The following is a 21082-nucleotide window of genomic DNA, read 5'->3' as shown; positions in this document are numbered from 1 at the left end:
TACCGGGATCGCGTTTTTTTGCCGCGTCGAGGGCATTGGCCTGTTGTCCCTTTTGGATCAGGCGCGCGGGTCGTCCGTTTTTTCGCCCTCTTTTTTATTTTTTTGAAGCATCCTCAAAATTTCGAGCAGCAAGACGTTTAAACTGATCCACACCCCTCCAAAAACGTACCCTGCAACCACGTCGCTCGGAAACTGCGTACCGAAATAGACGCGGCTCGTGCCGATCAGGACGCATACCAGGATGACGATGAGGGTCACGGGAATCGCCACCGCGCTTTTGCCCGCATGACGGAGCAGCAGAAAGGCGGAAAAGCCGTAGATCGTCACCGCGGTGAGCGTATCCTCGCTCGGAAACGTGTTGATCCATTGATGGCCGGATACGACCGGGCCGGGACGATGGAACAACGCGCGCAGCCCCTCATCAAGCAGCTCGCCGGAGGTGAGAACCCAAAGGAAAAACGACAGCTCCAGCAGCTTTTTCCGGGATTTGAACAATACCCATAACGCCGTCACCAAGATCACGGAAGCATAAAGAACATCGGAGCCCAGCGCGGCGAAAAATCCCATCGGCTGCCGCCACTCCGGCCCGAACAGCGCAAGGATGATGTAGGAGGCGATCTCGTCGAATTGGCTGAATTCCTGCGCCAAAAAGTCTTGGATAAGCCCGAGCATCAATGAAACGCATGTCACAAACACCACAAACGCGACCAAAACCAGAAAGCGGACTTTGCCCAGCGAGTTGAAATGACGTATTCCCTTTTGAATTAGAGACCCGATCGATTCCAGCAAACGTTGTTTATTTTTTCGGTATATATAGATCAAGGCGCCCAGTACTGCTGACAAAATCCCGAATATCACCATATAACGGTTTACGGTTTTGTGATACATCTCCCACTTGGGGCCAAGCACTCTTCCGAGCGAAATGAACAGACTGACCCAAAACACCGCGCCGGGGAGCGCGTATACCGCGTATTTTCTGAACGGCATCCGGGTGATCCCGCAAAAATAACCGGTGATATGCCTGACGCCGGGGATAAAATATGTGACAAACAGCAGTTTGTTTCCGTATTTCTCGAACCAGCTGGTCATCTTGGCGAGCCGTTCTTCTCCCAAATGAATGCGTTCGCCGTATTTGGTCACGAGCGTATTGCCGAAGCGGTAACCGATCCAATAAGATAACGTAACGCCGGCCGAAACCCCCAATCCCGCCGCAACGATGCTTATTAGCCAGTTCAATTTTCCTTCAAAGACAAGCAGACCGGTGTAGCTCATCATCATTTCGCCGGGAAGGGGCAAAGCAAGCATCTCTAAAAATAAGGCCGTAAAAATCAGCGCGTAACCGTATTGTTCAAGCCAAGAAGTTATGCTTACCATAGAATGCCCTCCTTTCCAGTAGTTTGCTCGGAATGAGGCAAATTCAAACTTTGGCGGTTCTTAGGGCGCGATCAGCGAACGACGCGGTTTGCCCGGACCATCACATGCACGGAGGTCCAGAACAGCAGGGCGGCGATGACCGTATGGAATGCACCCGCTCCGGGAACATGCGCGGTAAAATACTGCCCCCAAATCAGAACGAACAGCAGAAGGCTGAGCCAGCGAAGCGATTTCGGGAGTTTTCCCGTAAAGGAAAAGATCAGCATAAGGATCGGGAGATATTCGAAGATCCGAACGAAAATGATGTGGCTGCGCCAATAAGCCGAGTCGGTAAAAAGCGCCATTCCGGCCATAAAAATTTGTACCAGGACGGAAACCACCAGCAAACAAGCCAGGCCTAAAAAAATGAACCTCGAAATTTTCCCGCGTTCTTGCGACGGCGTATTCGTTGACATGATAGACAAACCTCCATGACATGATATCTTCATCCATGGTTCCTGTTTGGAGATGAGATGGATGTTGGGTTTATCCTATCATCGTCATATTGCGAACCTGTGACGAAAACGTTCGCGTTCCATGAAATTGGCTGGAACCGAAAACGCGTCGCTGGTAAAAAGCATGAACTTCGATCCTCATATCAAGGGTCTTTTTTTGTGAATAGGTTTTGCGTGTCTGGGAGTCCGGTTGTTGTCTATGATCAGTAACGATTGCCGAAGCTTAGGATGTCCGTTTGAACTTTTTTTGCAACCCGAGCGCTTCATTTCCTACTTTATAAGTGAAGGCTTTAATCAAGCTTTACGAAATTCCGACGTACCCGTCCCATTTCCGCATTGCGGTGGAATACCGGCAGCATTATTACCTCGCGGAAATCGTGGCAAAAGCGGACGACTCCGTTATTCTTGCCAAGGACTATCTGAACATGTCGGCCTCGAGGAGCATGTGCGGAATATTCGTATCCTGAATCATGCGGGGAATGAAGTGCTGAAAAAGGTTACGGATCATGCGTCCGTAGAATCCGTCATCGAAGGGTTGTATGAGGCGAAAGCGGCGGATTTGACCGGCAAGGAATACGAAGCGATTGCCGAGGCGCAGGCCAGGGGAAATCGTATCAGTTGCAGTTTAACCTCAAGGACGGGACCGGAATGGCGATGTATATTATTCCGGAGCTGAACATCGTATCGATGGGCGATGACTATTACCGATTGCCCGATGCGTTTTTGAAATGGACCGGAGATCTTTTCGAAGGCCTCAAGCAGGAGACGCTGCCGCTCTACTGATCGTTTGCTAATAGAAATCTGCTTTCCTAAGAGGGCAAAGGGGAAGCATTTTTTAGAGGACCAGTCGGATCGAACGTGGATCCGGCTGGTTTTTTTGCAGTTGGCCTTTCGAGGGCTGCCCGGTTTGCCGCGCCGCTTTTACGGCACCATCTCGATGAATTTGGTTGCCGCCGCGGAAATCGGGAGGTTGCGCATGACCATGATCCCGACTTTGGAGGGCGGAATTTCGACGTCCAGCTTGACCTCGAACAGCGAACCTTCCTTGAGTTCCTTGGAGACGAATTCCCGCGTGACGTAAGAAATGCCAAGCCCCCTGCGGGCAAATTCGATGAGCAGGTCGACGCTCCCCACCTCAATGTCGGGCTTCAGCTCGTGTCCGTATTTTTCGAACAGCTCGTTGATCGCCATTCGAACCCGGCTGTTGCGCGAAAACAAAATGATCGGATATTTCATCAGTTCTTCCATCGTCAGCGTCTGTCCGCTCAGCTCCGCATAACGTTCGCCGGCGACGAAGCAATCCTGAAGTTCGGTGCTTTCGGTAACTTCCAGCTGGGCATCCACGATCGGCATCCGCACGACCCCGAGGTCGATGCGTCCCTCCTTCAGGTAGGAGATGACCTCCGGCGTCGTGCCGTGCTTCAAATGCAGCTTGATGCCCGGATAACGCACGTGAAAGTCTTCCAGATACGGGAGGAGGTAATGCTTGAACAACGAATCGCTGCCGCCGATGCGAAGCTCGCCGCTTTCGAGGCTTTTGAGCGCTTCCATTTTTTCTTCGGCTAACGAAATGAGAATTTGGGATTGCTCGATATACGAAAAAAGAATTTTGCCTTCCTGCGTCAGCGACACGCCTTTGGCGTTGCGGTAAAAAAGCGTGAGGCCGACCCGCTCCTCCAGCTGCTTGATGGCATGGCTGACGCTGGGCTGGGTCAAGTACAGCGCCTTGGCCGCTTGCGTGAGGCTCCCCGTTTTGGCCGCCCAATAAAATACCTTATACAGCTCATAATTATTAGTCATAGACATGATCTATATCTCCTCAGAAATATATCAATTACGTGTATGGTACTTATTTGTATTATAGTGAATCCAAGACATAGAAACCAGAGTGGAACCGGCGAAGTCTTCACCCTCGTCCCAAAGCTCTGAAGGAGGGAGAAAATCGAAATGAATCCTACCACTTTCGTATTGTTTGGAGCCACCGGGGATTTGGCCAAGCGCAAAATCTACCCGGCTTTATATCATTTATATATCCATGGAAAACTGCCTGCGTCTTTTTCAGTAGTTGGACTTGGGCGAAAAGAATTGACCGACGAGACGTTCCGCGCGCACGTCAAGCAATCCCTGCATGATTTTTACCGTCTGGAGGTCCAAGAGGGCGATACGCTGCAAGCTTTTTTGGGTTTGTTCGGCTTTCATGTCCTGCATATCGACCGCGGGGAGCATTTTGTTCAGTTGAAGGAACGGGTGGAGCGCTGGGAGAAGGAACAGGAAGGAGCGGCCAACCGCTTGTTTTATTTGTCCGTCGCCCCGGACTTCTTCGGCACGGTCGCGTCCCAAATCGAGCAAAGCGGCCTGGGCAGCGTCACGGGCTGGAAAAGGCTCGTCATCGAGAAGCCCTTCGGGCATGATCTTGCTTCGGCGCGCGAACTCGACAGCCAACTCAGCCAGGCGTTTACCGAGGACGAAATTTACCGGATCGACCATTACCTCGGCAAACCGATGGTCCAGCGGCTTGAAGCGCTCAAACAGGCAAACCCTGTCATTCAGGCGCTGTGGACCAGCCGCTACATCGCGAACGTCCAGATCACGGCCGACGAAACGGTCGGCGTGGAAGACCGCGCCGGTTATTACGACAAGGCGGGGGCTATTCGGGACATGTTCCAAAACCATATGCTCCAGCTGCTTATGATGTTGTCGATTCATGTTTCGAACAGCAACGCTACGGCCGAAGATATCCGACTGAAGAAAAAGAACGTGTTGGAAGCCTTGGAGCCGCTGTCCAGACAGGACGTGCACACGCGCATCGTGCGCGGCCAATATACGGCGGGATCCATCCAGGGCAAGCCGGTGCCCGGATATACTTCCGAGCCGGGCATTTCGCCCGATTCGACGAACGATACGTTTATCGCGGCCAAGCTGAACATCGACAATTATTACTGGCGGGGCGTGCCGTTTTATATCCGGACGGGCAAACGCCTGAAATCGAAAAATACGCGGATCGTGATCGAATTCAAGGAGCCGCTTCGCTCCTCGGCTTCCGCGGAGGATTCGAGCGTGCCGAACCTGCTGGTGTTCGAGATCGGCCCGAACGAAGGCATCACGCTGCAGCTGAATACGAAAGACCCGCATCATAAAGGCGAATTCAAGCCGGTTCATATCGACATGTTCCCGGACCGCGCAGAAGCGCAGGAGGCTTACGAAACGCTGATTCATGACGCGCTGAACGGCGATTCCACGTTTTTCGTGCATTCGGATGAAGTCGATTTGTCCTGGCAGTGGGTTCAGCCGATCCTTGAAGCGTTTGAAGCGGGCGAAGTGCCGCTTTATCCGTATCCTGCAGGTTCCCACGGTCCGGAGGCCGCCAACGAGCTGCTTGCCCGGGACGGATTCCACTGGTGGTTCGACGAACCGTCCGAACAGGAGGCGGCAAATGCCGCAGAGGCGCGGAAGCAGCCTGTTGAGCATGTCACGGCCAGCTGATTAAAGCAAAACGGATCACCTAATCCAACATAAAACGATGAAAAGAACATTTTCGGGAGGTTGTATTTCATGAAATTTTTTATTGATACCGCCAATTTGCAGGATATCCAATCCGCTTACAAAATCGGAGTATTGTCCGGGGTGACGACGAACCCGTCCCTGGTCGCCAAAGAAGGCGTCAAATTCGAGGACCGCATCGCCGAAATTTGCCAGGCCGTTCCTGAAGTCGAATCGGTGTCCGCCGAAGTGACGCCGGATGCGGAAACCGCCGAAGAGATGATCGCGCAGGCCAACGAGTTGATCAAAATCAACGGCAACGATCCGAAAATCACGATCAAGCTGCCGATGACCCTGGCGGGTCTGGAAGCCTGCCGTTATCTGTCCCGGAAAGGCGTCAAAACGAACGTTACCCTGATCTTTACGGTCAATCAGGCGCTGCTTGCGGCCCGTGCCGGAGCAACATACGTATCGCCTTTCCTGGGCCGGCTCGATGACATTTCGGAAGACGGCGTGCTGCTGGTGGACAAAATCGCGCAGCTGTTCCGCACCCATAACCTCGACACGCAAATCATCGCCGCATCGGTCCGTCATCCGGACCATGTTACCCGCGTAGCGATGGCGGGCGCCCACATCGCGACGGTGCCGTTCTCCGTCATTGCTCAGCTGGCGAAACACCCGCTGACCGACCAAGGCCTCGTCAAATTTGCGGCCGACTGGAAAAACAGCGCGAAGTAATTCTACAAATGAAAAAAAGGCAATCTCCGCGGTGCTGTCCAAGACAGACCGGGAGATTGCCTTTCTTTTTTTACCCTTGGTATGCGATACGCATGCGAGGATGGTGTCTCGAGAGGCGTTCCCTTATTTGAGCTTGATGACGCCGGTCGTGTGCAGTAGCACGAGCACGACAAGGATCGGAGCGATGTACCGCAGCATGAACAGCCATACCCGGAACCATCCGGATTTAAGGCCGGCCGCTTCTGCGGCTCCCTTCCAGAAGTACCCCGCAAACAGGGTGGTGATCAGGCCGCCCACCGGAAGCAGGATGTTGGAGGCGATAAAATCGAGCCAGTCGAAAAAGTTTTTGCTGCCCATGTGCGTAAAGGCCGGCACGATGCCGAAGGACAAGGCCGAAGGAAGGCCGACCAGCAGCACGAGCACCGAGATGATCAGAACGGACTTCATGCGGCTCCAGCCCCAGCGGTCCATCGCAAACGAGACAGGAACCTCCAGCAGCGATACCGCCGACGTCAGCGCCGCGATCGCCAGCAGAATGAAAAACAGTCCCCCGAAAAACGCGCCGAACGGCATGGCCGAAAAGGCGGCCGGCAGGGCGATAAACACGAGGCTTGGCCCGGAGTCGGGCGCGATCCCGAAGGAAGCGGTGGTCGGGAAAATGATGAGCCCGGCAATGAAGGCATAGATCAGGTCGCCTGCCCCGATCGCGATTGTCGCCGCCCCGAGCGATTGGCGTTTGTCCACGTACGCCCCGTATGTCAGCAAAATGCCCATCCCCAGCGACAGGGAGAAGAAGGCATGTCCAAGAGCGACCAAAGCGGATTCCGCGTTTAATTTCGAAAAATCGGGTTTCAGGAAAAACGATACTCCTTCGCCCGCACCCGGCAATGTAACGGCACGGATCATCAACACGATCAGCAGGATGATCAGGCCGGGGATAAGGACCTTGTTGAATTTTTCGATGCCCCCGGAAATCCCTTTAACGACGACAAAACCTGTGATCGCAATGGCGATGACCTGCCAGACGATCGGCATATAGCCGCCGATAAAGCCGTTAAATTGACCCGTGAAATCCGTACTGTTGTACAAATGCCCGCTAAACGATTGTACCGCGTAATGAAGCGTCCAACCCGCCACGATGACGTAGAAGGTCAGGATCAGAAACGGGGCGATGATCTGCAGCAGGCCGAGACGGCCGAAGATTTTGGAGCCGCCGGCATTGACGAAGGAGGTCGCCGCGCTGCCCCGGCCGGCCCGTCCGATGGCGAGTTCAGCCAGCAGCACGGGCAAACCGATGATGATCAAGCAAACGATAAAAAGCAGAAAAAAAGCTGCACCGCCATTTTCGCCCGTGATGTACGGAAACTTCCACATGTTCCCGAGACCCACGGAGCTGCCGATGGCGGCAAGGATAAACCCTGCCGAGGAAAAACGTTCCTTTTTTCCCGACGCCGCTGGGTTTTTTGGTGGTGTTGTCATAGATGTTCCCCCAGTTTATTTTTGAAAGTTCCTTTTATTATATTTCATTTTAACCGCAAAGCTATATGAAAATCTTCCTAAAAAGCAAAAAAGGGTTACGGAAACCGGAAAGATTGGAGAGGAGACGGATATGCGGATTGGAGCGATTGAAGCGGGGGGAACCAAATTAGCTCAAAGCAAAACTGCCCTGGGGAGTCTCCCCGGGGCAGTTTTTTATACTTTAGAAAAAAATCGGCTCAACCGATGCCGGCAAAGGTGCCGTAGACCAGGAATACGTTCAGCGCCGTCAGCACGATCGCGATGGCCCAGGTCAAATATTTGATCCAGGAGCGGTTCGCGAACTCGCCCATCCGCTTCTTGTCGCTGGTGAAGATGACCAGCGGGATGATCGCAAACGGAAGCTGGACGCTCAGGAATACTTGCGTGTACAGGAGCAGCTGTTCGACCGCGTTTTCCCGGCCGCCGTACAAAACGACGCAGATGATGACCGGAATGACGGCGAGGAGCCGCGTAATGATGCGGCGCAGCCAGCCGGGCATCCTCATCCGGATAAAACCTTCCATGACGATCTGGCCGGACAACGTGCCCGTAATGGTCGAGTTTTGGCCCGAAGCCAGCAGCGCGACCGCAAACAGGGTACTCAGCAGCGGGCTGGCGATGGCGCCGACGATGGCGTTATCGGAAAGCGCGTTGTACAGATCGGTGAACCGGCCCAAATCGCTGGTCGAACCGAAAAACATGGCGGCTCCCAGCACCAGCAGCAGACAGTTGATCACGAATGCGATGCTGAGCTGGATGTTGGAATCGATCGTCGCGAAACGAACGGCTTCCTTTTTGCCTGCGGAGGTGCGTTCGAATTGGCGCGATTGCACCAGCGACGAGTGCAAGTAGAGGTTATGCGGCATGACGGTCGCCCCGACGATTCCCAGCGCGATCAGCAGCATGCCGTTGTTGGTCGCGATTTCCGGACTCGGGATAAAGCCTTGGAGCAGCGGCCCGATGCTTGGGCTGGACAATAACACTTCGTAAAAGAACACGATAAAAATGGTGGCGATCAGCGTTGCGACGATGGCTTCGATTTTACGGAAACCGACTTTGGCGAGCAGCAGCAGCAGCAACACGTCCAGCGTCGTAATCAGCACGCCGACCAAAAGCGGAATTTTGAATAACAGCTGCAGCGCCACCGCGCCGCCGATCACTTCGGCAATATCGGTAGCCATGATGGCAAGTTCGGTCAAAATCCACAAGACGATGGCGACCGGTTTGCTTGTCGCTTGGCGCGTCGCCTGCGCCAAATCCATGCCCGTCACGATGCCGAGCTTGGCGCACATGCTCTGAAGCAGCATGGCTATCAGGCTGGAAAGCAAAATGATGCTTAGAAGCGTATATCCATATTGTGCTCCGCCTTGTATGGAAGTAATCCAGTTTCCCGGGTCCATATATCCGACGGCGACCAGGACGCCGGGTCCGCTATAGGCGGCGAGCTTTTTCCAGAACCCCGCGTTTTTCGGGAGCGAAACGGTATTGTTGATTTCGCTGAGGCTGAGCCCGTTCGTGGAGCTGAATACCTGATGTTTCCGGTTATGTTTTGGGGTTGGGTCAATAGAAGTCATGTTTTCCATCGTTATCCCTTCAATCTATTTATGAGTTTAATGATTCATGATATAGAACGTTCTTCGTCTTGATACCTCTATTTTGCCCCCGGTAAACTTTTTTGTCAATGGCAAATATAATTTGATACGATTAACTTAATTGTTGTTGTACAAGTCTTGGAGGATGACGAAAAAAGGAGGGTCCTGCGGGCGCCTGCCTATTAAAAATATAAACGACAAAAAACCGCCCGATAAACCGGAGGGGCGATTTTTTGGATAGGCGTACATTGTGTTTTTCAGTGCGTTTCTCTCGGCTTTCCGGAGCCGAATCCGCGTTTGAACAACATCGTCGTCGACAGCTTGGCGCAGCATAAGGAGACCGCAACGAACACGAGACACCAGACAACGGCCGGAACATACGTCGCTTCGGCCAGGTTGGCGGCATCGCCCGCGGAACCGGGACGCGTCACCGACCGGAACAAAATGACGAACGGGCTGATCACGGACTCGACCAAGCAGATAAAAGCAATAAGCATATAATAGCATTTTTGCAGCAGAGGCGGAGCCGCAAAAGCGACGAGCCCGCTCAAAACCGCAAAACCGATGCACCAGATGACCCCGTAGCCGTTGCGCACGAATAGCGCGGCCGCGACGATGGCCAGAATCATGGCGGTGATCAGTCCGGCGCGCTCTTGTCGTCTGGCATAAAGGTAAAAGAGCAGCACCGCAAACAGCGCGGAACCGACGTATCCGGCAAGCGAGATCGGAATAGCCATCCAGTTGCGGTCAAACGTGGAGAGCGTGACTCCGCCCTGGTTGCTGTACAAATGGATGACATTGACCCGGCCCGATAAGGCCAGCGTCATCAGGGCATGCGACAGCTCATGGACAAGGGTGTCCACGTTGCGGAAAAACGCCGAAAACGGAAGAAAACGCGTTAAAATGCTGGTCAACACGACAACCGCGATCATTTTTAACCAAGCTTGAATGGCGGTTCCCTCATTTCAGTATGATTTGCTTCTATCTTACATGCGGCTGAAGGGAAATGCCAGCGCCAATCCGGAGAAAGCGGATGCCGAACGTGTCTTTTCCTGAGAATCAGGTCTCGCTCCGGAACGTCTTCCCGAGAAAATCGCCCAGCGCGAAATAATGTCTGAAATTATAGATCAGCGGGCTCCATTTGGCGGGATCGACGTGGTTTTCGCGAATCAAAATATCTTCGTGGGCGTGAACGCGAACCGCCTTCGTTTCGATCACCGCAAAAAAGTCGGCGTATTCCGGCAGGCGGATGTTCACCGCTTCCGCTTCGATTTGCAGCGGACACTCCAGAATGCGGCTCGGGCGGACGGCTTCGGACGGAATCGGCGTCAGGCCGCTGACGGCGTATTTGTCTTTGGCGCAGGTGAAGCCTAACGCTTGTTTGAACGCGGGGACGGGGTCTTTGCCCGTAAAAGGGGCAAGTTGTTCGACATGTTTCCACAAGGACGGATCGGGGATATTCAACACGCACTCCGGATGGCGCTTTAAATTGTCGTACGCCTTGCTGCTTGTCCCCAGGCCCAGAACGATGTAATCGCCGAGCGCCCAGGAGGACGAGATCGGGCTGATATTGACCGTTTCGTCCTCGTTCAACGTATTCAGCAGCAGGACGGGGGTGCCGTAATATAATATTTTGGGCTCTATCGTTGCGATTCGAACATCGGATGTTTTCTTTTGCGTATGAGGCATGAACTCACATTCCTTTCTGCGATGGGTTGCAAGGAATAGTTTAATCGAGAAAAAATTCGATGCTCATCGAAATGTGAATGTTAGTTTCGGAACTGCCCCTTCCGGCATGTTAGCGTTCTGATCCGGTCCTTGGTCAAAAATAATGTACAGGAAAAATTTAACGAAATTATATTGCGTATCGATACGTAACATGATATTATTGTTTCAACGAAGGGCACATCGATGAGATGGCCTTCGGGTTGGATCGGGGATGACCTGGGATGTCCGGACGTCCGCGATGTTCCCGCCAATCAGACCAAGGTATCGATACAGGAAAGGAATGATTTTTTTTTGATCATTCATATAGCGTTACGTAACGTCATATACTATTTTGAATCGAAAAGGAGATGTATTTATGAAAAAAGTTTTGTATGTGCCTCTAGACGATCGCCCTTGCAATCTTGACGACGTGGTCGTGCAGGCTCGGGCGGCAGGGATTCAGGTCATCACTCCGGATGCGGAAGACGTGAAAAACAGGCTTGACACCGAAGCGGACGCCGAAGGGAACACGCTGCTCGACACGCATTCCCCGGTCTTTGGAAACACGGATCGGATCCGGCGGTTTATTCAGAAACATATTTTGGCGGTCGACGGATTCATCATCTCGTCCGATATGCTTGCCTACGGAGGGCTCATTGGCAGCCGGCGCTTCCGCACCAGCGGGGGCGGCACTTATCCGGACTATGATCCGGAAACGACCGGATTGCTTGACGTCATTCGCGAAATTAAGCAAACCTGCCCCCATAAGCCCGTGTACGTACTCGATACGATTATGCGGCTTGCCACGACCGTATTCGTCGAGGGACTGACCCAAAGCGCGTACGACGAGGCCCGCGCCTTTGCGCAGCAGCCGCGCGCGGCCGCTTCGGAATTCGATGCGATTTTGGACGGCTACGACATCAAGCCGGACGGCACGCATTTCGGGACGCCGGTACACTTCGACAAGGAGCAGTATTACAATGCGCGGCGCCATAAGTTCAAATCGAATTATTACATTTTGGACCAGCTCGTCCGCTCGGGAGCGATCGATTTTCTTGCCATCGGCGTCGACGATTCGTATACGCAGGGCGTGCAGTCGAATGAAATCGACTTTCTTGAAGCTTATGTAGACCAGCATTTGAACGGCCACGACGGCCAAAATCCGGACCGCGTCATCCTTCTTCCGGATGCGGACGGCCTGGGTCACTCCCTGATGGGGCGCATGGCACTCCATTTGCACCGCTGCGGCTTCAAACCGCGATACAGCGTCCGGTACTTCGGGCCCGACGGTTCGACGATCGTGAATCCCTATGAGTATATGAGCGTGCACGATAATATCCGGTATCATGTGGACATGATCGGCGGACGTTTCGTAGACTCGGGGCCTTGCGACATCGAAATCGTTGCGATTACGGGAGCCGACAAGGCCATGGAAGCCGCGAGCCATATCGCGGGCAATGCCGATCGGCAGCTTCCGACCATCGCGATCGACTTCGTGGGAGGCGGCGCGGCGAACGAAACCGTGACGCAGGCGCTGCTGGACGATGCAGCCACCGGAATGCTGCTTGGGTACAGCGGCTGGAATACGGCCGGAAACAAAATCGGGCTTGCGCTCGGAATGGCCCAATCCCGATATGCGTTTCTGATCACGGAACGCCGGCCCCATGCGTTGGGGGATGCCGCCAACGCGCATGGCTCGCTGCTCTTCAAACGTTTCCTGAAGGATTATTATTATAAAAAGCTGACGATAGCCGAAGTTCGGACCTATTCCCGGGCGCATTCCCTGTACGAGAACGTTCCTTATGCAGACCAGAATATGCTTCTGTTCAACTCGCCGGAAGACTATGAAGTTCTCGTGAAGCTGCTGCGGGACCGGATGCAGGAGAATACGAAAGCTCTTGCGGAACGTAAAGCGTTCCAGGCCTGCGCTTCGCGGGCGATCCGCCAGATCAAACGATCCGGCAGCTGGATTTGTTCGGCTTATGCCGGCGCATCGTTAGCGTATGATAATCCGGCATTCATTTGGGGACGCGCGTTTGAAATTACCCTCGGGCCATGCGTTACGTTGGAGTGAATAAAGATATCCATAACCGCTACAGGAACTTATAAGGAATTATAGATCGTAAAAATCATGAGAGCAGTCCGTTTCCTAACGGGCTGCTCTTTTAGGGATGACGGCATGCCGGATGGATGCCTTATATTGCGTAACGTTACAAGGCATACTATAATACAACCGTGAGAAAGGAGAGGTGGCATGAAATACGCCCTCAATTTATTCGGATATACGGTTGACTGCCGGATCGATTTTCGGGACGGAACGATGCGGATCGACATTGACGATGAGGATCAGGCCGCATTGCGGGCATATCTGCTGCGGGTATTGGTAAAATACGGACGGCAGCCGGGACCGCAGGACAGCCTCGAAAGCCTGGTTCGGGCCGCGATCGAAATCGAAAAGGGCATGAGCGGACACTTAAGCGAGCCGAAGCTGAAGCTTCCTTATGAGTTTCAGCCCGAGATCAAGGAAAAGCTGATCGAAGCCGCCGAGCTCCAGGACATGTCCGCAACGCAGCTTTTGATTCGCCTGATTGAAAGAAAACACCAAAGCGTATTCGGGAAGGAAGGCTGAAGATGGCATACGGAAACAAGGTGAAATTCCATTACGACGTTCCTGTGTACATTAAGCAAATGCTGGCGGATACGGCCAAAAAATTGAACATGACCGCAACCGAGCTTCTGTCGAGAACGATTGAAGAGGAATATGCCCGCGTCAAGGCTTTGAAGGAAGGGGCTAAACAAGATTAAGCTTGTCCGCCATATCGGCAAACACCCGGACGTTGGAAAGCGGCAGGCTTTCATACGCGTACCCGGGGTCGCCCATGTCCGTCGAAAAGCAGTGGCACTGGGCGTAATTTTCCTTACGGTTCCTCTCGATCAGCAAAAGCTGAATCTGGGCGCGATCCGTCAGCAGCTTATAGAAATAATCCGAACCGGAATCGGCTTCGATCAGGTCCATCACCGCTTGCCTGATTTGTTTGGGCAGCCGGCATCTTAAATCCGCGGCTCCCGTTTCCGGATCCATTTTTTGAACGATCGTCGTCAAGCCCATCAACTCCGTTTCTTTCGTTCATCTGTTTTCGCTAAAAACATAAACGGTCCTTTATTTCAAATTATACCAAACATATGTTCCTATGTTAAGTGGATTTTTGATACCGTTCCACGCAAAAAAAAGGGATTCGAGCCCTCCGATAAGGAGCGATCGAATCCCTATTTATGTTGGGCAGCCATAGATTTGGCAGTTTTGGCGTCCCGCTTAATGGGTTAAAGGGGTTTCGGTCTGCGCTTTATTGTTCATCGGCTTTCCGGTTAATAGAAGGTAAATGCCGAACACAAGCTTGAGGCCGATATCGACATATGCGAGCAGATGAAAGCTAATATTCGAATCGAGAAGGCCCAGAAGCGCATCCGCGATCAGCAGCACGGCGAGCACCAACATCGAAGGCCCGTGCACCCAAGCCATCGGGATAAAATGAATGCCTATAGCGAGAAACGCCCCAAGCCATATGAGGCGGTAATTTTCGTCCGCAAAATGCGGCCCGCCGATCAGCACCATCAGTACGAACATGAGGATGATCGAAAAGAAAAGCATCCGGTTTTGCCCTTGCGTCGGTTTTCCGTACGATAATTTGCTGCTTAACGATTTGTTGGCCAGAATGCCGAAAATCCCGATGACGTAACCGAAAGAAAAAACGGGCATCATGATCAGCTGCTTTCCTCCCGCCATCAGCCCGGCGAAAATGACCACAGCGACCCAGATCAGCCATAACCCGCAAACCCGCTTATTCAAAAAGTTAGATTTGTTCCATATTCCCCCAGACAAAGACTTTTCCGTCACTTGTTTCCCTCCCTAACAACTGGTTCAGTAACCATTATAGACCAGAAGATTCGGCTTGAAACCCTGCCCATACACCTAAAAATGCTGATTCTTTCGCCCCTTGCGGCCGCTCGTAACGACCGTAACCGGCTCCGCAAAACCGGCCGCAAGACAATTGTGGAGAACCCTAAACACGTATTCGGTGAAGCCGGATAAAAGCTATGTTAGTCTGTTTACAGGAAGCAATTAACAAATGCACCAAGAACTTTTGAAGGGAGACATTCCTTTGGGAAACTGCTTGAACGTTAACTTGCCCCGTACCCAATTGTCGTAAAAAGGAGGTGAACGTCATGAGCGACCTGAACATGGAATTGAACAAAGAACTGGAAAATCTCGACCTGGAGCTGATCGAGCTTGATCAAGCGGAAGCGATCCCTTCCACTGCGGCATCGAGCGGAAGCGGCAGCAGCTCCACCTGCGGATCTTCGTCCTGCTCCTCTTGCTCTTCATCTTGTGCATAAGCTTAAAAAAGCGAGACCATCCGATCGAACTCATTAAAAATTTTAAAGGAGATGTTAAACATGAACCAATTGAACAAGGAATTGAACAAAGAACTGGAAAATCTCGATCTGGAGCTGATCGAACTTGATCAAGCGGAAGCGATCCCTTCCACTGCGGCATCGAGCGGAAGCGGCAGCCACTCCACCTGCGGATCTTCTTCCTGTTCTTCCTGCTCTTCTTCCTGTGCTTGATCACATTCAGCCGAGCAAATCAAACGCCTGCGCAAGACTTACTTTCCTAAGATGGATTCAAAAACCTTGGATGGGGCGGTAGCGGCCGCTTCATCCAAGGGATTTTCCGGAGGAGGAGCATTGGTGACGGAACCCCACGTATTCATCCGCCAGAATCATCTGTCTTCACATTCTATTCAGCGCCTGAAGGATCATTTCTACCTACGATTCGCCAACTATCGGGAAGAGCGCGCTGCCTATGCAACGCAGCGGCAGAAGCTGCGCCAACAATTATCCGGATTCATTGAACGTGAGCCGGGAGCCAGAATTGCATACATACGCCTCCAGCAGGGGATGAAAAGAGGCAAGGTACAGTTCGAAAAGATCCCCAAGATTGAATTCGTAGATCCGCTTCTGTTGGAAAGCATCCGGTCCCATCTAATCCGTGGACAGGAGCTTCAGCAGCATGAGGAACTTTTGCGGGAACAATTTGAAAAAGTATATAAAAGGCAAGCGGAAGAGCTTTATGAGCTGTTCCGGGAGCAGTCAAACGTACAAAATGCATTGCTGTTCACCAACTTTGAAATGTATTGTTCGATGAACAATTCCTATAGCCCCAAAAAAACAGGAAAGGTTTGGAAAATCATGATGCGTTCATTTGCCAAAACCGCCCCGTTATCCACGTTTACCTCCATCGGCAGGATAGGTGCCCGGACATCGAGTAGCCGGATCCGTTTGGCCCAGTGGATATTGCTTGCATGGTTTGATTATTTTCTCCTGCTGCCGGAAGTCATCCGAGCAAGCCGTTTTCGAATTAAATATGAGGCCGATCCGTCCGGAGAAGCAGTTTGGACCGTCGGCGCCGGGGAGCCGTTAGAGGTCCGGCCCGGTCTATATCAGCGTCAAAAACGGCGATTCATGTTACAGGAACCCAGGCTGCGAAATCTCCCTTCCGGCAGCATCGTTACATGGGAAGAACTCGCCTCCCGCTTGGGTGTCGGAACGGATTGGATTGAAAGCCGGACCGCGAAGCTGTTGGCCGCCGGCTATCTTCGAAATGTGCTGGAGCGCAAGGCGGAGACCCTTACCTTAAACACCCTGATTGACGAAGCGTCTTCTTTCCGGAGCGTTTCCGGGAGAGTCGACGGCTTTGTCAGGCATCTGGAGGCACTGCATCTCATCGCTTCCCGGCTGGAGAACACCGCGGATCTTCATATAAGGGAGTCGCTGATCCTTTCCGCGCAGAAGCATGCGTCAGCATGCTGCGATGCGGTGTTGTGGAAAGGAAAACGTCCCTTGGATCTTTTTCATGAAGACAGCTATATTCCTGCGGGCCCCTATGAGATTCGGGCTTCCGCCAGAAGAATGATCGACAAATGGGCAGATATTCTTCCATTATTCGATCACAGATTAAAGTTCAGGCTGTTCATGAAAGAATGGCTTAAGGACCGGCTCCCTGCTTCCTATGAGTCGCTTCGCCAGTCTCTTTCGGAATACGCCGGCATGTACGAAAAAGAGGTAGCTCTGCGCCGCACCAGCCGAAATACAGTGTTTGCCGCATCGCCCCAGGTAACCCGCCTTGAAGATATGAAGGACGTTTATCGGGAACGGATCCAACCGGCTGAAAACGGCGAGGACGTGCATATCGGGGAAGATGAACTTATGGATCTTAAAGCGCAGCTTGAGGAGCTCGGCATCAAGCCGCAGCGGACGCTGCAGCTATTCATTCAGCCGGCGATGGACGGGAAATACGTCGTCAATGATTGCAAAAACGGTTATCTGGCGTATTCCATCTACCATGACCCGGGGCGCCATGAGCAAGTGCTCCATAAAATAAGATCCGCTTTGGGATGCAAAGAGGCGTTGCTGCTGACGTATTCGCCGTCCTGCGGATTTAATCCGAACACGAACGATTTTACGGAAACGTATTCCTTGACGGAAGAAATACACGATCCGGAGGAAGGGGGACAATCGGAAACATCCCGTTTGATTGCCCTAAACAGCTGCACATTGGAGTGGAACGCGGACATGAACCGGTTTGAGCTGCGGGCCGGAGATGTTCGGGGGATCGCGCTTTACACGGGCAGCCTTGCGCCGGCATATCTTCCGGAAGATTACAGGAATATTGCCCTTCTAAGTCAATCGGGCTTTTTAAACGGAATTGGATTCGAGTATAACGAGATTTCCATCGGGGAGAGCAGGAAGCTGGGAAGAATCAGCTTTGGTGATCTTATTTTGCAGCGCCGCAGAAACATATTGAACTCCAGCCTTTTCTCAAGTCTGACCTTCGACCTGGAAGGATACGGCTCTTTCCATGAGCTTCTAGAATCCCATGATATTCCGCTGCGTTCTTTTGTCAGGATTTTTCCAGTCCGCGAAGGAAAGCTCCATATCGAATATGGGGCGACGGCCATTCACAAGCCGATTTTTTTTGATGCGGAAGAGCCGCTCTATGTTATCGAAATGCTGAAGCACATCCAGCGGAGCCGGCAGCAATATGGGGACATCGCCGTTGTGTTTGAAGAAGCGCTGCCGGATCCGTACCAGACGGATTATACGGCTGAATATGTGTACGAAATGTAATGCCGGAAAGGAGGAAGAAGCGATGGATAAAAGTCCCGTGCGGATCATTGGCGGCCCCGGCAGGGTTGAATTGCTTGGACGCAGCCGGATGATCAGTCTTCCAGCTGCCAGTTATGACGATATCGTCCATCTTTTTGCAAAGCCTGATTCGAACCCGCAGGAAGCGGAGTGGGTGGCCCGCGTTCGCAGCCTGCTGCGGGAGACGGAAAGGCCCCGGCCGAAGGAACGTTACGAGTTGGGAGACCGGATCATATTCGCCGATGGGGTGTGCATGAGCTGTCTTGGGCGGCAATATCCGGTGTCTTCTTTGAACAGGTTTCCTCTTCCCAAGCTGTTGGAAACGCCGTTATGGGAGGGAGACCGCATCATCACGATGGATGCTGACGGCCTTGTGGCCATTGCTCCGCTGCCCGAAACCGCTCATGCGGAATGCTGCCCGCTGGTCCGAAGCCCGCTTCTGAAGTTGGGAGAAGAAACACGCGATGAAAGCGTGCTTGAACAGGAATTGGTTCAGGAGCGGGTGCGGCAAATAGAGATCGATTTCGAAACGTACTGGACGTTAACGGCGGATTTCGGAGATCACGTCCGCAAATTTGACGGTCCGAGCAAACGCCGGGTGCTGGAGGATATGTACGCATACATGCTCACCCATTATTGCAGCTACCGCACGCTTTCTCCCGGATTAACCGATCGGGCCGCCTATCTGAATCATATCAACCGTTACGGATTGAATGGCGGGGAAGAAACAGAGCAGCGGATTTTCGATCCCGGACAATTTTCGTTTTGGATGCCCGGCCCCGTGTTATTCCCGCCTGTCATGAGTTACAAGGTCATTGAAGCCTTGATGCCGGTATACGGCGTTGAATGGAAAAGCGGCGGAGTTCTTTTGCGGGCTTTCGGAGAGGATCTGGAGGATGCCTTGTTCCGGTTATGGAACAGACTCCGCGGAAAGGGAGGATCCACGGAGGCTAATGCAGGAACTTTCAGGGATGAAAATAGGCTGGCGGGGGGCTATCATACACGGGACCGGCAGAATGGCGAGCTTCCTCTTTTTCGATATGAAGACGGGTTTTCCCGCAAATACGGGTTTGCTTTATTGGGGGGAGGTGATGATTCATGATCGCAACACACGCGTTAAACGAGGTACTGAACCGGAGAGAGCCTTGGACGCTTTTGGAGGTCGAGGGGGAACGGCTGCCCTGTTTGATCACGTACGGCGACCGTCCGGAAACAAACGGATATTTGGAGCGGAAGCCTCCGAAATTTGCCCTGCTGCACGTGGACGCGCATGAATGCATCGTCGGGCCGGTTTTTTACCGTGAAGAATTAGGCTGCCCTTCCTGCTTCCTGAAACGAAGGACTTTCAATCTTCGGGAGCATGAATATCGGCTTGAAGGGGCGCCCAGCAGGCTGGTCGGAGACCTGCAGGTACCCGAGGATCTCGTGATGGAATGCTTCGGCATGCTGCTCCGCAAGCGCAGGCGGCCGGGGCTGCTGGACTATTACCGGATGAACGGAAACGGGTTGTTGAAACGGCTGACCTTTTGGCCGGCGGAACGATGCTCCAATTGCCCGGAAGGCGGGAAGCCGGATGACGCCGAAGCGTTTGCGGCGGCTTTTAGGGAGAAGGCGGTTTACACGTATGGAGACAGTTATCGCCCGAAGGAGGCCTCCATTCCGAGCGATGCATTCAGGGCGGATAATACCGACTCGAATTTTATCGTTTATAAAGACCGGAATACGCGGTCCTTCTTTTCCGTCTCCACCTTTTTCCGGGTAAATAGGGAAGAAAAATATGGAATGGGGATCGGAAGTACGACCGATTATCGGGCAAGCGAGCGCAAGTCTTTGTTTGAAGCCCTCGAAAGGTATGCGGGCATGCATCCGCGAGGCCGGGAGCGAACGGTTGCCCGCGCCAGTTTTAACGCCATGCGGCAGTCGGGGCATGTGACGGATCCCCGGATCTTTATCAGGGATGTTGCAGGTTCAAGCGAGAGTCTGATTCCCTTTGACGAAGATGGCGAGTTGCCATGGATCCCTGCCTATTCCTGGAGCTCAAAAGCGCTAACGTATGTTCCCGAAAGCTTGGCTTACTACAAAATGGATCAGAATTATCCGGGCGGCGCGCTGCGGGTTTATAAAGGGAATTCCAACGGCAACGCGGTGGGTACCGGCCTTCTGGACAGCGTGTATTATGCCTGCCTCGAATTGATCGAACGGGATGCTTTTCTGAATCATTGGTATTTACGGCATGCGCCCCCGGAAATTCGACTGGAATCCGTTACGAACGGCAAAGCCCGTTACATGTGCGGAAGGCTGGAGCAGCTGGACTACGATGTCAGGTTGTTCGACATCACCATGGATACCGGAATCCCGGTCATCTGGGCGCTTTGCTTCGGCAGGACGCCGGAAAAGTTTGCGGCGTATTCGACGTCCGCGGCGCACCCCGATCCGGAGAAAGCCATTCAGAACGCGCTCGAGGAAATGCTGCTTGCCCTTGAATTTTACGATACGCATACCGGCGAAATCCGTGAGAAGGCCAAACGCATCAAGCGCCAGGGCGTTCGGGAAGTCGAAGATCACCCGATCCTCTACTTCTTGCCGGAGGAAAGGCATCATTTCGATTTTTTGTTCGGAGGCGGCGACGTGGATCTTATGGACCGCTTTGCAGATTATTACGAAAAACTCAGATATACCGCCATTGATATGGCCAGCGAAACTTCGGGGCTCCTTGACCGGCTGACAGCCATTTTCGGCGACGTCATTCTGGTTCGTCAGACGCCGGAGGGATATACGCATCTGGGCCTGGAGGTCGTCAAAGTGCTGATCCCCCATTTGCAGCAGCTCTGGTTTGGAGAGGAACATCGGATGTTAAGCCGGAAGCGGCTGGAGCAAGCAGCCCGGCTCTGGGGCGTTGCGCCGGGAGACATTCAGCATGCGCCTCATCCTTTTCCTTAAAGGAAAGGCTCTAAAGTTTCTATAAAGCTCCTC

Annotated in this window: 20 protein-coding genes; 11 read left to right on the top strand and 9 right to left on the bottom strand. The window is 52.9% G+C overall.

From position 1 onward, the window contains the following. Nucleotides 1-57: 57 nt before the first annotated feature. A complete protein-coding gene (locus tag AC27KL_RS00745; protein ID WP_487168450.1) occupies nucleotides 58-1374 on the bottom strand; it encodes a bifunctional DedA family/phosphatase PAP2 family protein in 1317 nt (438 codons plus the stop codon). 71 nt (nucleotides 1375-1445) lie between these two features. Next, nucleotides 1446-1829 (bottom strand): DUF6220 domain-containing protein, encoded by a 384-nt coding sequence (locus tag AC27KL_RS00740; protein ID WP_487168449.1) that lies wholly within the window; start codon nucleotides 1827-1829, stop codon nucleotides 1446-1448. A 687-nt stretch (nucleotides 1830-2516) separates the two neighbouring features. Between AC27KL_RS00740 and AC27KL_RS00735 the strand changes: the two genes are divergently transcribed. Then, nucleotides 2517-2651, top strand: coding sequence for a hypothetical protein (locus tag AC27KL_RS00735; protein WP_487168448.1), 135 nt, complete (start codon nucleotides 2517-2519; stop codon nucleotides 2649-2651). A 138-nt stretch (nucleotides 2652-2789) separates the two neighbouring features. Here the strand turns inward: AC27KL_RS00735 and AC27KL_RS00730 are convergent, their stop codons facing one another. Beyond that, entirely contained in the window at nucleotides 2790-3668 is an 879-nt protein-coding gene (locus AC27KL_RS00730) for a LysR family transcriptional regulator (RefSeq protein WP_339325022.1), read from the bottom strand. 147 nt (nucleotides 3669-3815) lie between these two features. On the opposite strand from AC27KL_RS00730, the gene zwf reads away from it, so the two are divergent. Together zwf and fsa are read left to right on the top strand one after the other, a co-directional pair. Next, a complete protein-coding gene (gene zwf / locus AC27KL_RS00725; RefSeq protein WP_487168447.1) occupies nucleotides 3816-5351 on the top strand; it encodes a glucose-6-phosphate dehydrogenase in 1536 nt (511 codons plus the stop codon). A 69-nt stretch (nucleotides 5352-5420) separates the two neighbouring features. Then, nucleotides 5421-6086, top strand: a complete 666-nt coding sequence (fsa, locus tag AC27KL_RS00720; protein WP_487168446.1) for a fructose-6-phosphate aldolase — start codon at nucleotides 5421-5423, stop codon at nucleotides 6084-6086. Nucleotides 6087-6209: 123 nt separating this feature from the next. On the opposite strand, the gene AC27KL_RS00715 is transcribed toward fsa, so the two are convergent. The 4 genes from AC27KL_RS00715 to AC27KL_RS00700 all read right to left on the bottom strand — a co-directional run bounded on the left by AC27KL_RS00715 (nucleotide 6210) and on the right by AC27KL_RS00700 (nucleotide 10885). After that, entirely contained in the window at nucleotides 6210-7565 is a 1356-nt protein-coding gene (locus AC27KL_RS00715) for a sodium-dependent transporter (protein WP_339323319.1), read from the bottom strand. A gap of 236 nt (nucleotides 7566-7801) precedes the next feature. Beyond that, nucleotides 7802-9178, bottom strand: coding sequence for an Nramp family divalent metal transporter (locus AC27KL_RS00710; RefSeq protein WP_339325025.1), 1377 nt, complete (start codon nucleotides 9176-9178; stop codon nucleotides 7802-7804). A gap of 275 nt (nucleotides 9179-9453) precedes the next feature. After that, nucleotides 9454-10128, bottom strand: coding sequence for a M50 family metallopeptidase (locus AC27KL_RS00705; RefSeq protein WP_339323324.1), 675 nt, complete (start codon nucleotides 10126-10128; stop codon nucleotides 9454-9456). 127 nt (nucleotides 10129-10255) lie between these two features. Further along, nucleotides 10256-10885, bottom strand: coding sequence for a flavin reductase family protein (locus AC27KL_RS00700; protein ID WP_339323325.1), 630 nt, complete (start codon nucleotides 10883-10885; stop codon nucleotides 10256-10258). Between the two features lie 394 nt (nucleotides 10886-11279). Here AC27KL_RS00700 and AC27KL_RS00695 point away from each other — a divergent pair, with 394 nt between their 5' ends. The 3 genes from AC27KL_RS00695 (at nucleotide 11280) to AC27KL_RS00685 (ending at nucleotide 13708) form a co-directional block, all read left to right on the top strand. After that, nucleotides 11280-12977 (top strand): DUF4127 family protein, encoded by a 1698-nt coding sequence (locus tag AC27KL_RS00695; RefSeq protein WP_339323326.1) that lies wholly within the window; start codon nucleotides 11280-11282, stop codon nucleotides 12975-12977. A gap of 180 nt (nucleotides 12978-13157) precedes the next feature. Then, nucleotides 13158-13532, top strand: coding sequence for a hypothetical protein (locus AC27KL_RS00690; protein WP_339323327.1), 375 nt, complete (start codon nucleotides 13158-13160; stop codon nucleotides 13530-13532). Between the two features lie 2 nt (nucleotides 13533-13534). Next, complete coding sequence (locus tag AC27KL_RS00685) at nucleotides 13535-13708, top strand: hypothetical protein (protein WP_339323328.1); 174 nt, start codon at nucleotides 13535-13537, stop codon at nucleotides 13706-13708. Here the strand turns inward: AC27KL_RS00685 and AC27KL_RS00680 are convergent. Both AC27KL_RS00680 and AC27KL_RS00675 read right to left on the bottom strand, forming a co-directional pair. Continuing rightward, complete coding sequence (locus AC27KL_RS00680; RefSeq protein ID WP_212949964.1) at nucleotides 13695-14006, bottom strand: hypothetical protein; 312 nt, start codon at nucleotides 14004-14006, stop codon at nucleotides 13695-13697. The two genes, AC27KL_RS00685 and AC27KL_RS00680, sit on opposite strands and share 14 nt — an antisense overlap. A gap of 210 nt (nucleotides 14007-14216) precedes the next feature. Further along, a complete protein-coding gene (locus AC27KL_RS00675; RefSeq protein ID WP_339323329.1) occupies nucleotides 14217-14798 on the bottom strand; it encodes a DUF6609 family protein in 582 nt (193 codons plus the stop codon). Between the two features lie 329 nt (nucleotides 14799-15127). Between AC27KL_RS00675 and AC27KL_RS00670 the strand changes: the two genes are divergently transcribed. The 5 genes from AC27KL_RS00670 to AC27KL_RS00650 all read left to right on the top strand — a co-directional run bounded on the left by AC27KL_RS00670 (nucleotide 15128) and on the right by AC27KL_RS00650 (nucleotide 21049). Beyond that, the gene (locus AC27KL_RS00670) at nucleotides 15128-15298 is read left to right on the top strand and encodes a thiazolylpeptide-type bacteriocin (protein ID WP_156124501.1); all 171 of its coding nucleotides are present in this window, start codon (nucleotides 15128-15130) and stop codon (nucleotides 15296-15298) included. Between the two features lie 60 nt (nucleotides 15299-15358). Further along, nucleotides 15359-15529 (top strand): thiazolylpeptide-type bacteriocin, encoded by a 171-nt coding sequence (locus AC27KL_RS00665; protein WP_081992076.1) that lies wholly within the window; start codon nucleotides 15359-15361, stop codon nucleotides 15527-15529. A gap of 123 nt (nucleotides 15530-15652) precedes the next feature. Beyond that, nucleotides 15653-18091 (top strand): hypothetical protein, encoded by a 2439-nt coding sequence (locus tag AC27KL_RS00660; RefSeq protein WP_339323330.1) that lies wholly within the window; start codon nucleotides 15653-15655, stop codon nucleotides 18089-18091. 22 nt (nucleotides 18092-18113) lie between these two features. Then, the gene (locus tag AC27KL_RS00655; protein WP_339323331.1) at nucleotides 18114-19211 is read left to right on the top strand and encodes a hypothetical protein; all 1098 of its coding nucleotides are present in this window, start codon (nucleotides 18114-18116) and stop codon (nucleotides 19209-19211) included. After that, the gene (locus AC27KL_RS00650) at nucleotides 19208-21049 is read left to right on the top strand and encodes a YcaO-like family protein (RefSeq protein WP_487168445.1); all 1842 of its coding nucleotides are present in this window, start codon (nucleotides 19208-19210) and stop codon (nucleotides 21047-21049) included. Before AC27KL_RS00655 ends, AC27KL_RS00650 begins: the two co-directional genes overlap by 4 nt. The last annotated feature ends 33 nt before the right edge of the window (nucleotides 21050-21082 follow it).

The sequence above is a fragment of the Paenibacillus sp. YAE3 genome, from assembly GCF_057546105.1.
This window is presented reverse-complemented; position numbering and strand designations above follow the sequence as displayed.

What these genes read in the sequence shown, in the direction of transcription:
- AC27KL_RS00745 (WP_487168450.1), bottom strand. Translation starts at nt 1,374, where the DNA reads ATGGTAAGCATAACTTCTTGGCTTGAACAATACGGTTACGCGCTGATT.
- AC27KL_RS00740 (WP_487168449.1), bottom strand. Translation starts at nt 1,829, where the DNA reads ATGTCAACGAATACGCCGTCGCAAGAACGCGGGAAAATTTCGAGGTTC.
- AC27KL_RS00735 (WP_487168448.1), top strand. Translation starts at nt 2,517, where the DNA reads ATGGCGATGTATATTATTCCGGAGCTGAACATCGTATCGATGGGCGAT.
- AC27KL_RS00730 (WP_339325022.1), bottom strand. Translation starts at nt 3,668, where the DNA reads ATGACTAATAATTATGAGCTGTATAAGGTATTTTATTGGGCGGCCAAA.
- zwf (WP_487168447.1), top strand. Translation starts at nt 3,816, where the DNA reads ATGAATCCTACCACTTTCGTATTGTTTGGAGCCACCGGGGATTTGGCC.
- fsa (WP_487168446.1), top strand. Translation starts at nt 5,421, where the DNA reads ATGAAATTTTTTATTGATACCGCCAATTTGCAGGATATCCAATCCGCT.
- AC27KL_RS00715 (WP_339323319.1), bottom strand. Translation starts at nt 7,565, where the DNA reads ATGACAACACCACCAAAAAACCCAGCGGCGTCGGGAAAAAAGGAACGT.
- AC27KL_RS00710 (WP_339325025.1), bottom strand. Translation starts at nt 9,178, where the DNA reads ATGACTTCTATTGACCCAACCCCAAAACATAACCGGAAACATCAGGTA.
- AC27KL_RS00705 (WP_339323324.1), bottom strand. Translation starts at nt 10,128, where the DNA reads ATGATCGCGGTTGTCGTGTTGACCAGCATTTTAACGCGTTTTCTTCCG.
- AC27KL_RS00700 (WP_339323325.1), bottom strand. Translation starts at nt 10,885, where the DNA reads ATGCCTCATACGCAAAAGAAAACATCCGATGTTCGAATCGCAACGATA.
- AC27KL_RS00695 (WP_339323326.1), top strand. Translation starts at nt 11,280, where the DNA reads ATGAAAAAAGTTTTGTATGTGCCTCTAGACGATCGCCCTTGCAATCTT.
- AC27KL_RS00690 (WP_339323327.1), top strand. Translation starts at nt 13,158, where the DNA reads ATGAAATACGCCCTCAATTTATTCGGATATACGGTTGACTGCCGGATC.
- AC27KL_RS00685 (WP_339323328.1), top strand. Translation starts at nt 13,535, where the DNA reads ATGGCATACGGAAACAAGGTGAAATTCCATTACGACGTTCCTGTGTAC.
- AC27KL_RS00670 (WP_156124501.1), top strand. Translation starts at nt 15,128, where the DNA reads ATGAGCGACCTGAACATGGAATTGAACAAAGAACTGGAAAATCTCGAC.
- AC27KL_RS00665 (WP_081992076.1), top strand. Translation starts at nt 15,359, where the DNA reads ATGAACCAATTGAACAAGGAATTGAACAAAGAACTGGAAAATCTCGAT.
- AC27KL_RS00655 (WP_339323331.1), top strand. Translation starts at nt 18,114, where the DNA reads ATGGATAAAAGTCCCGTGCGGATCATTGGCGGCCCCGGCAGGGTTGAA.
- AC27KL_RS00650 (WP_487168445.1), top strand. Translation starts at nt 19,208, where the DNA reads ATGATCGCAACACACGCGTTAAACGAGGTACTGAACCGGAGAGAGCCT.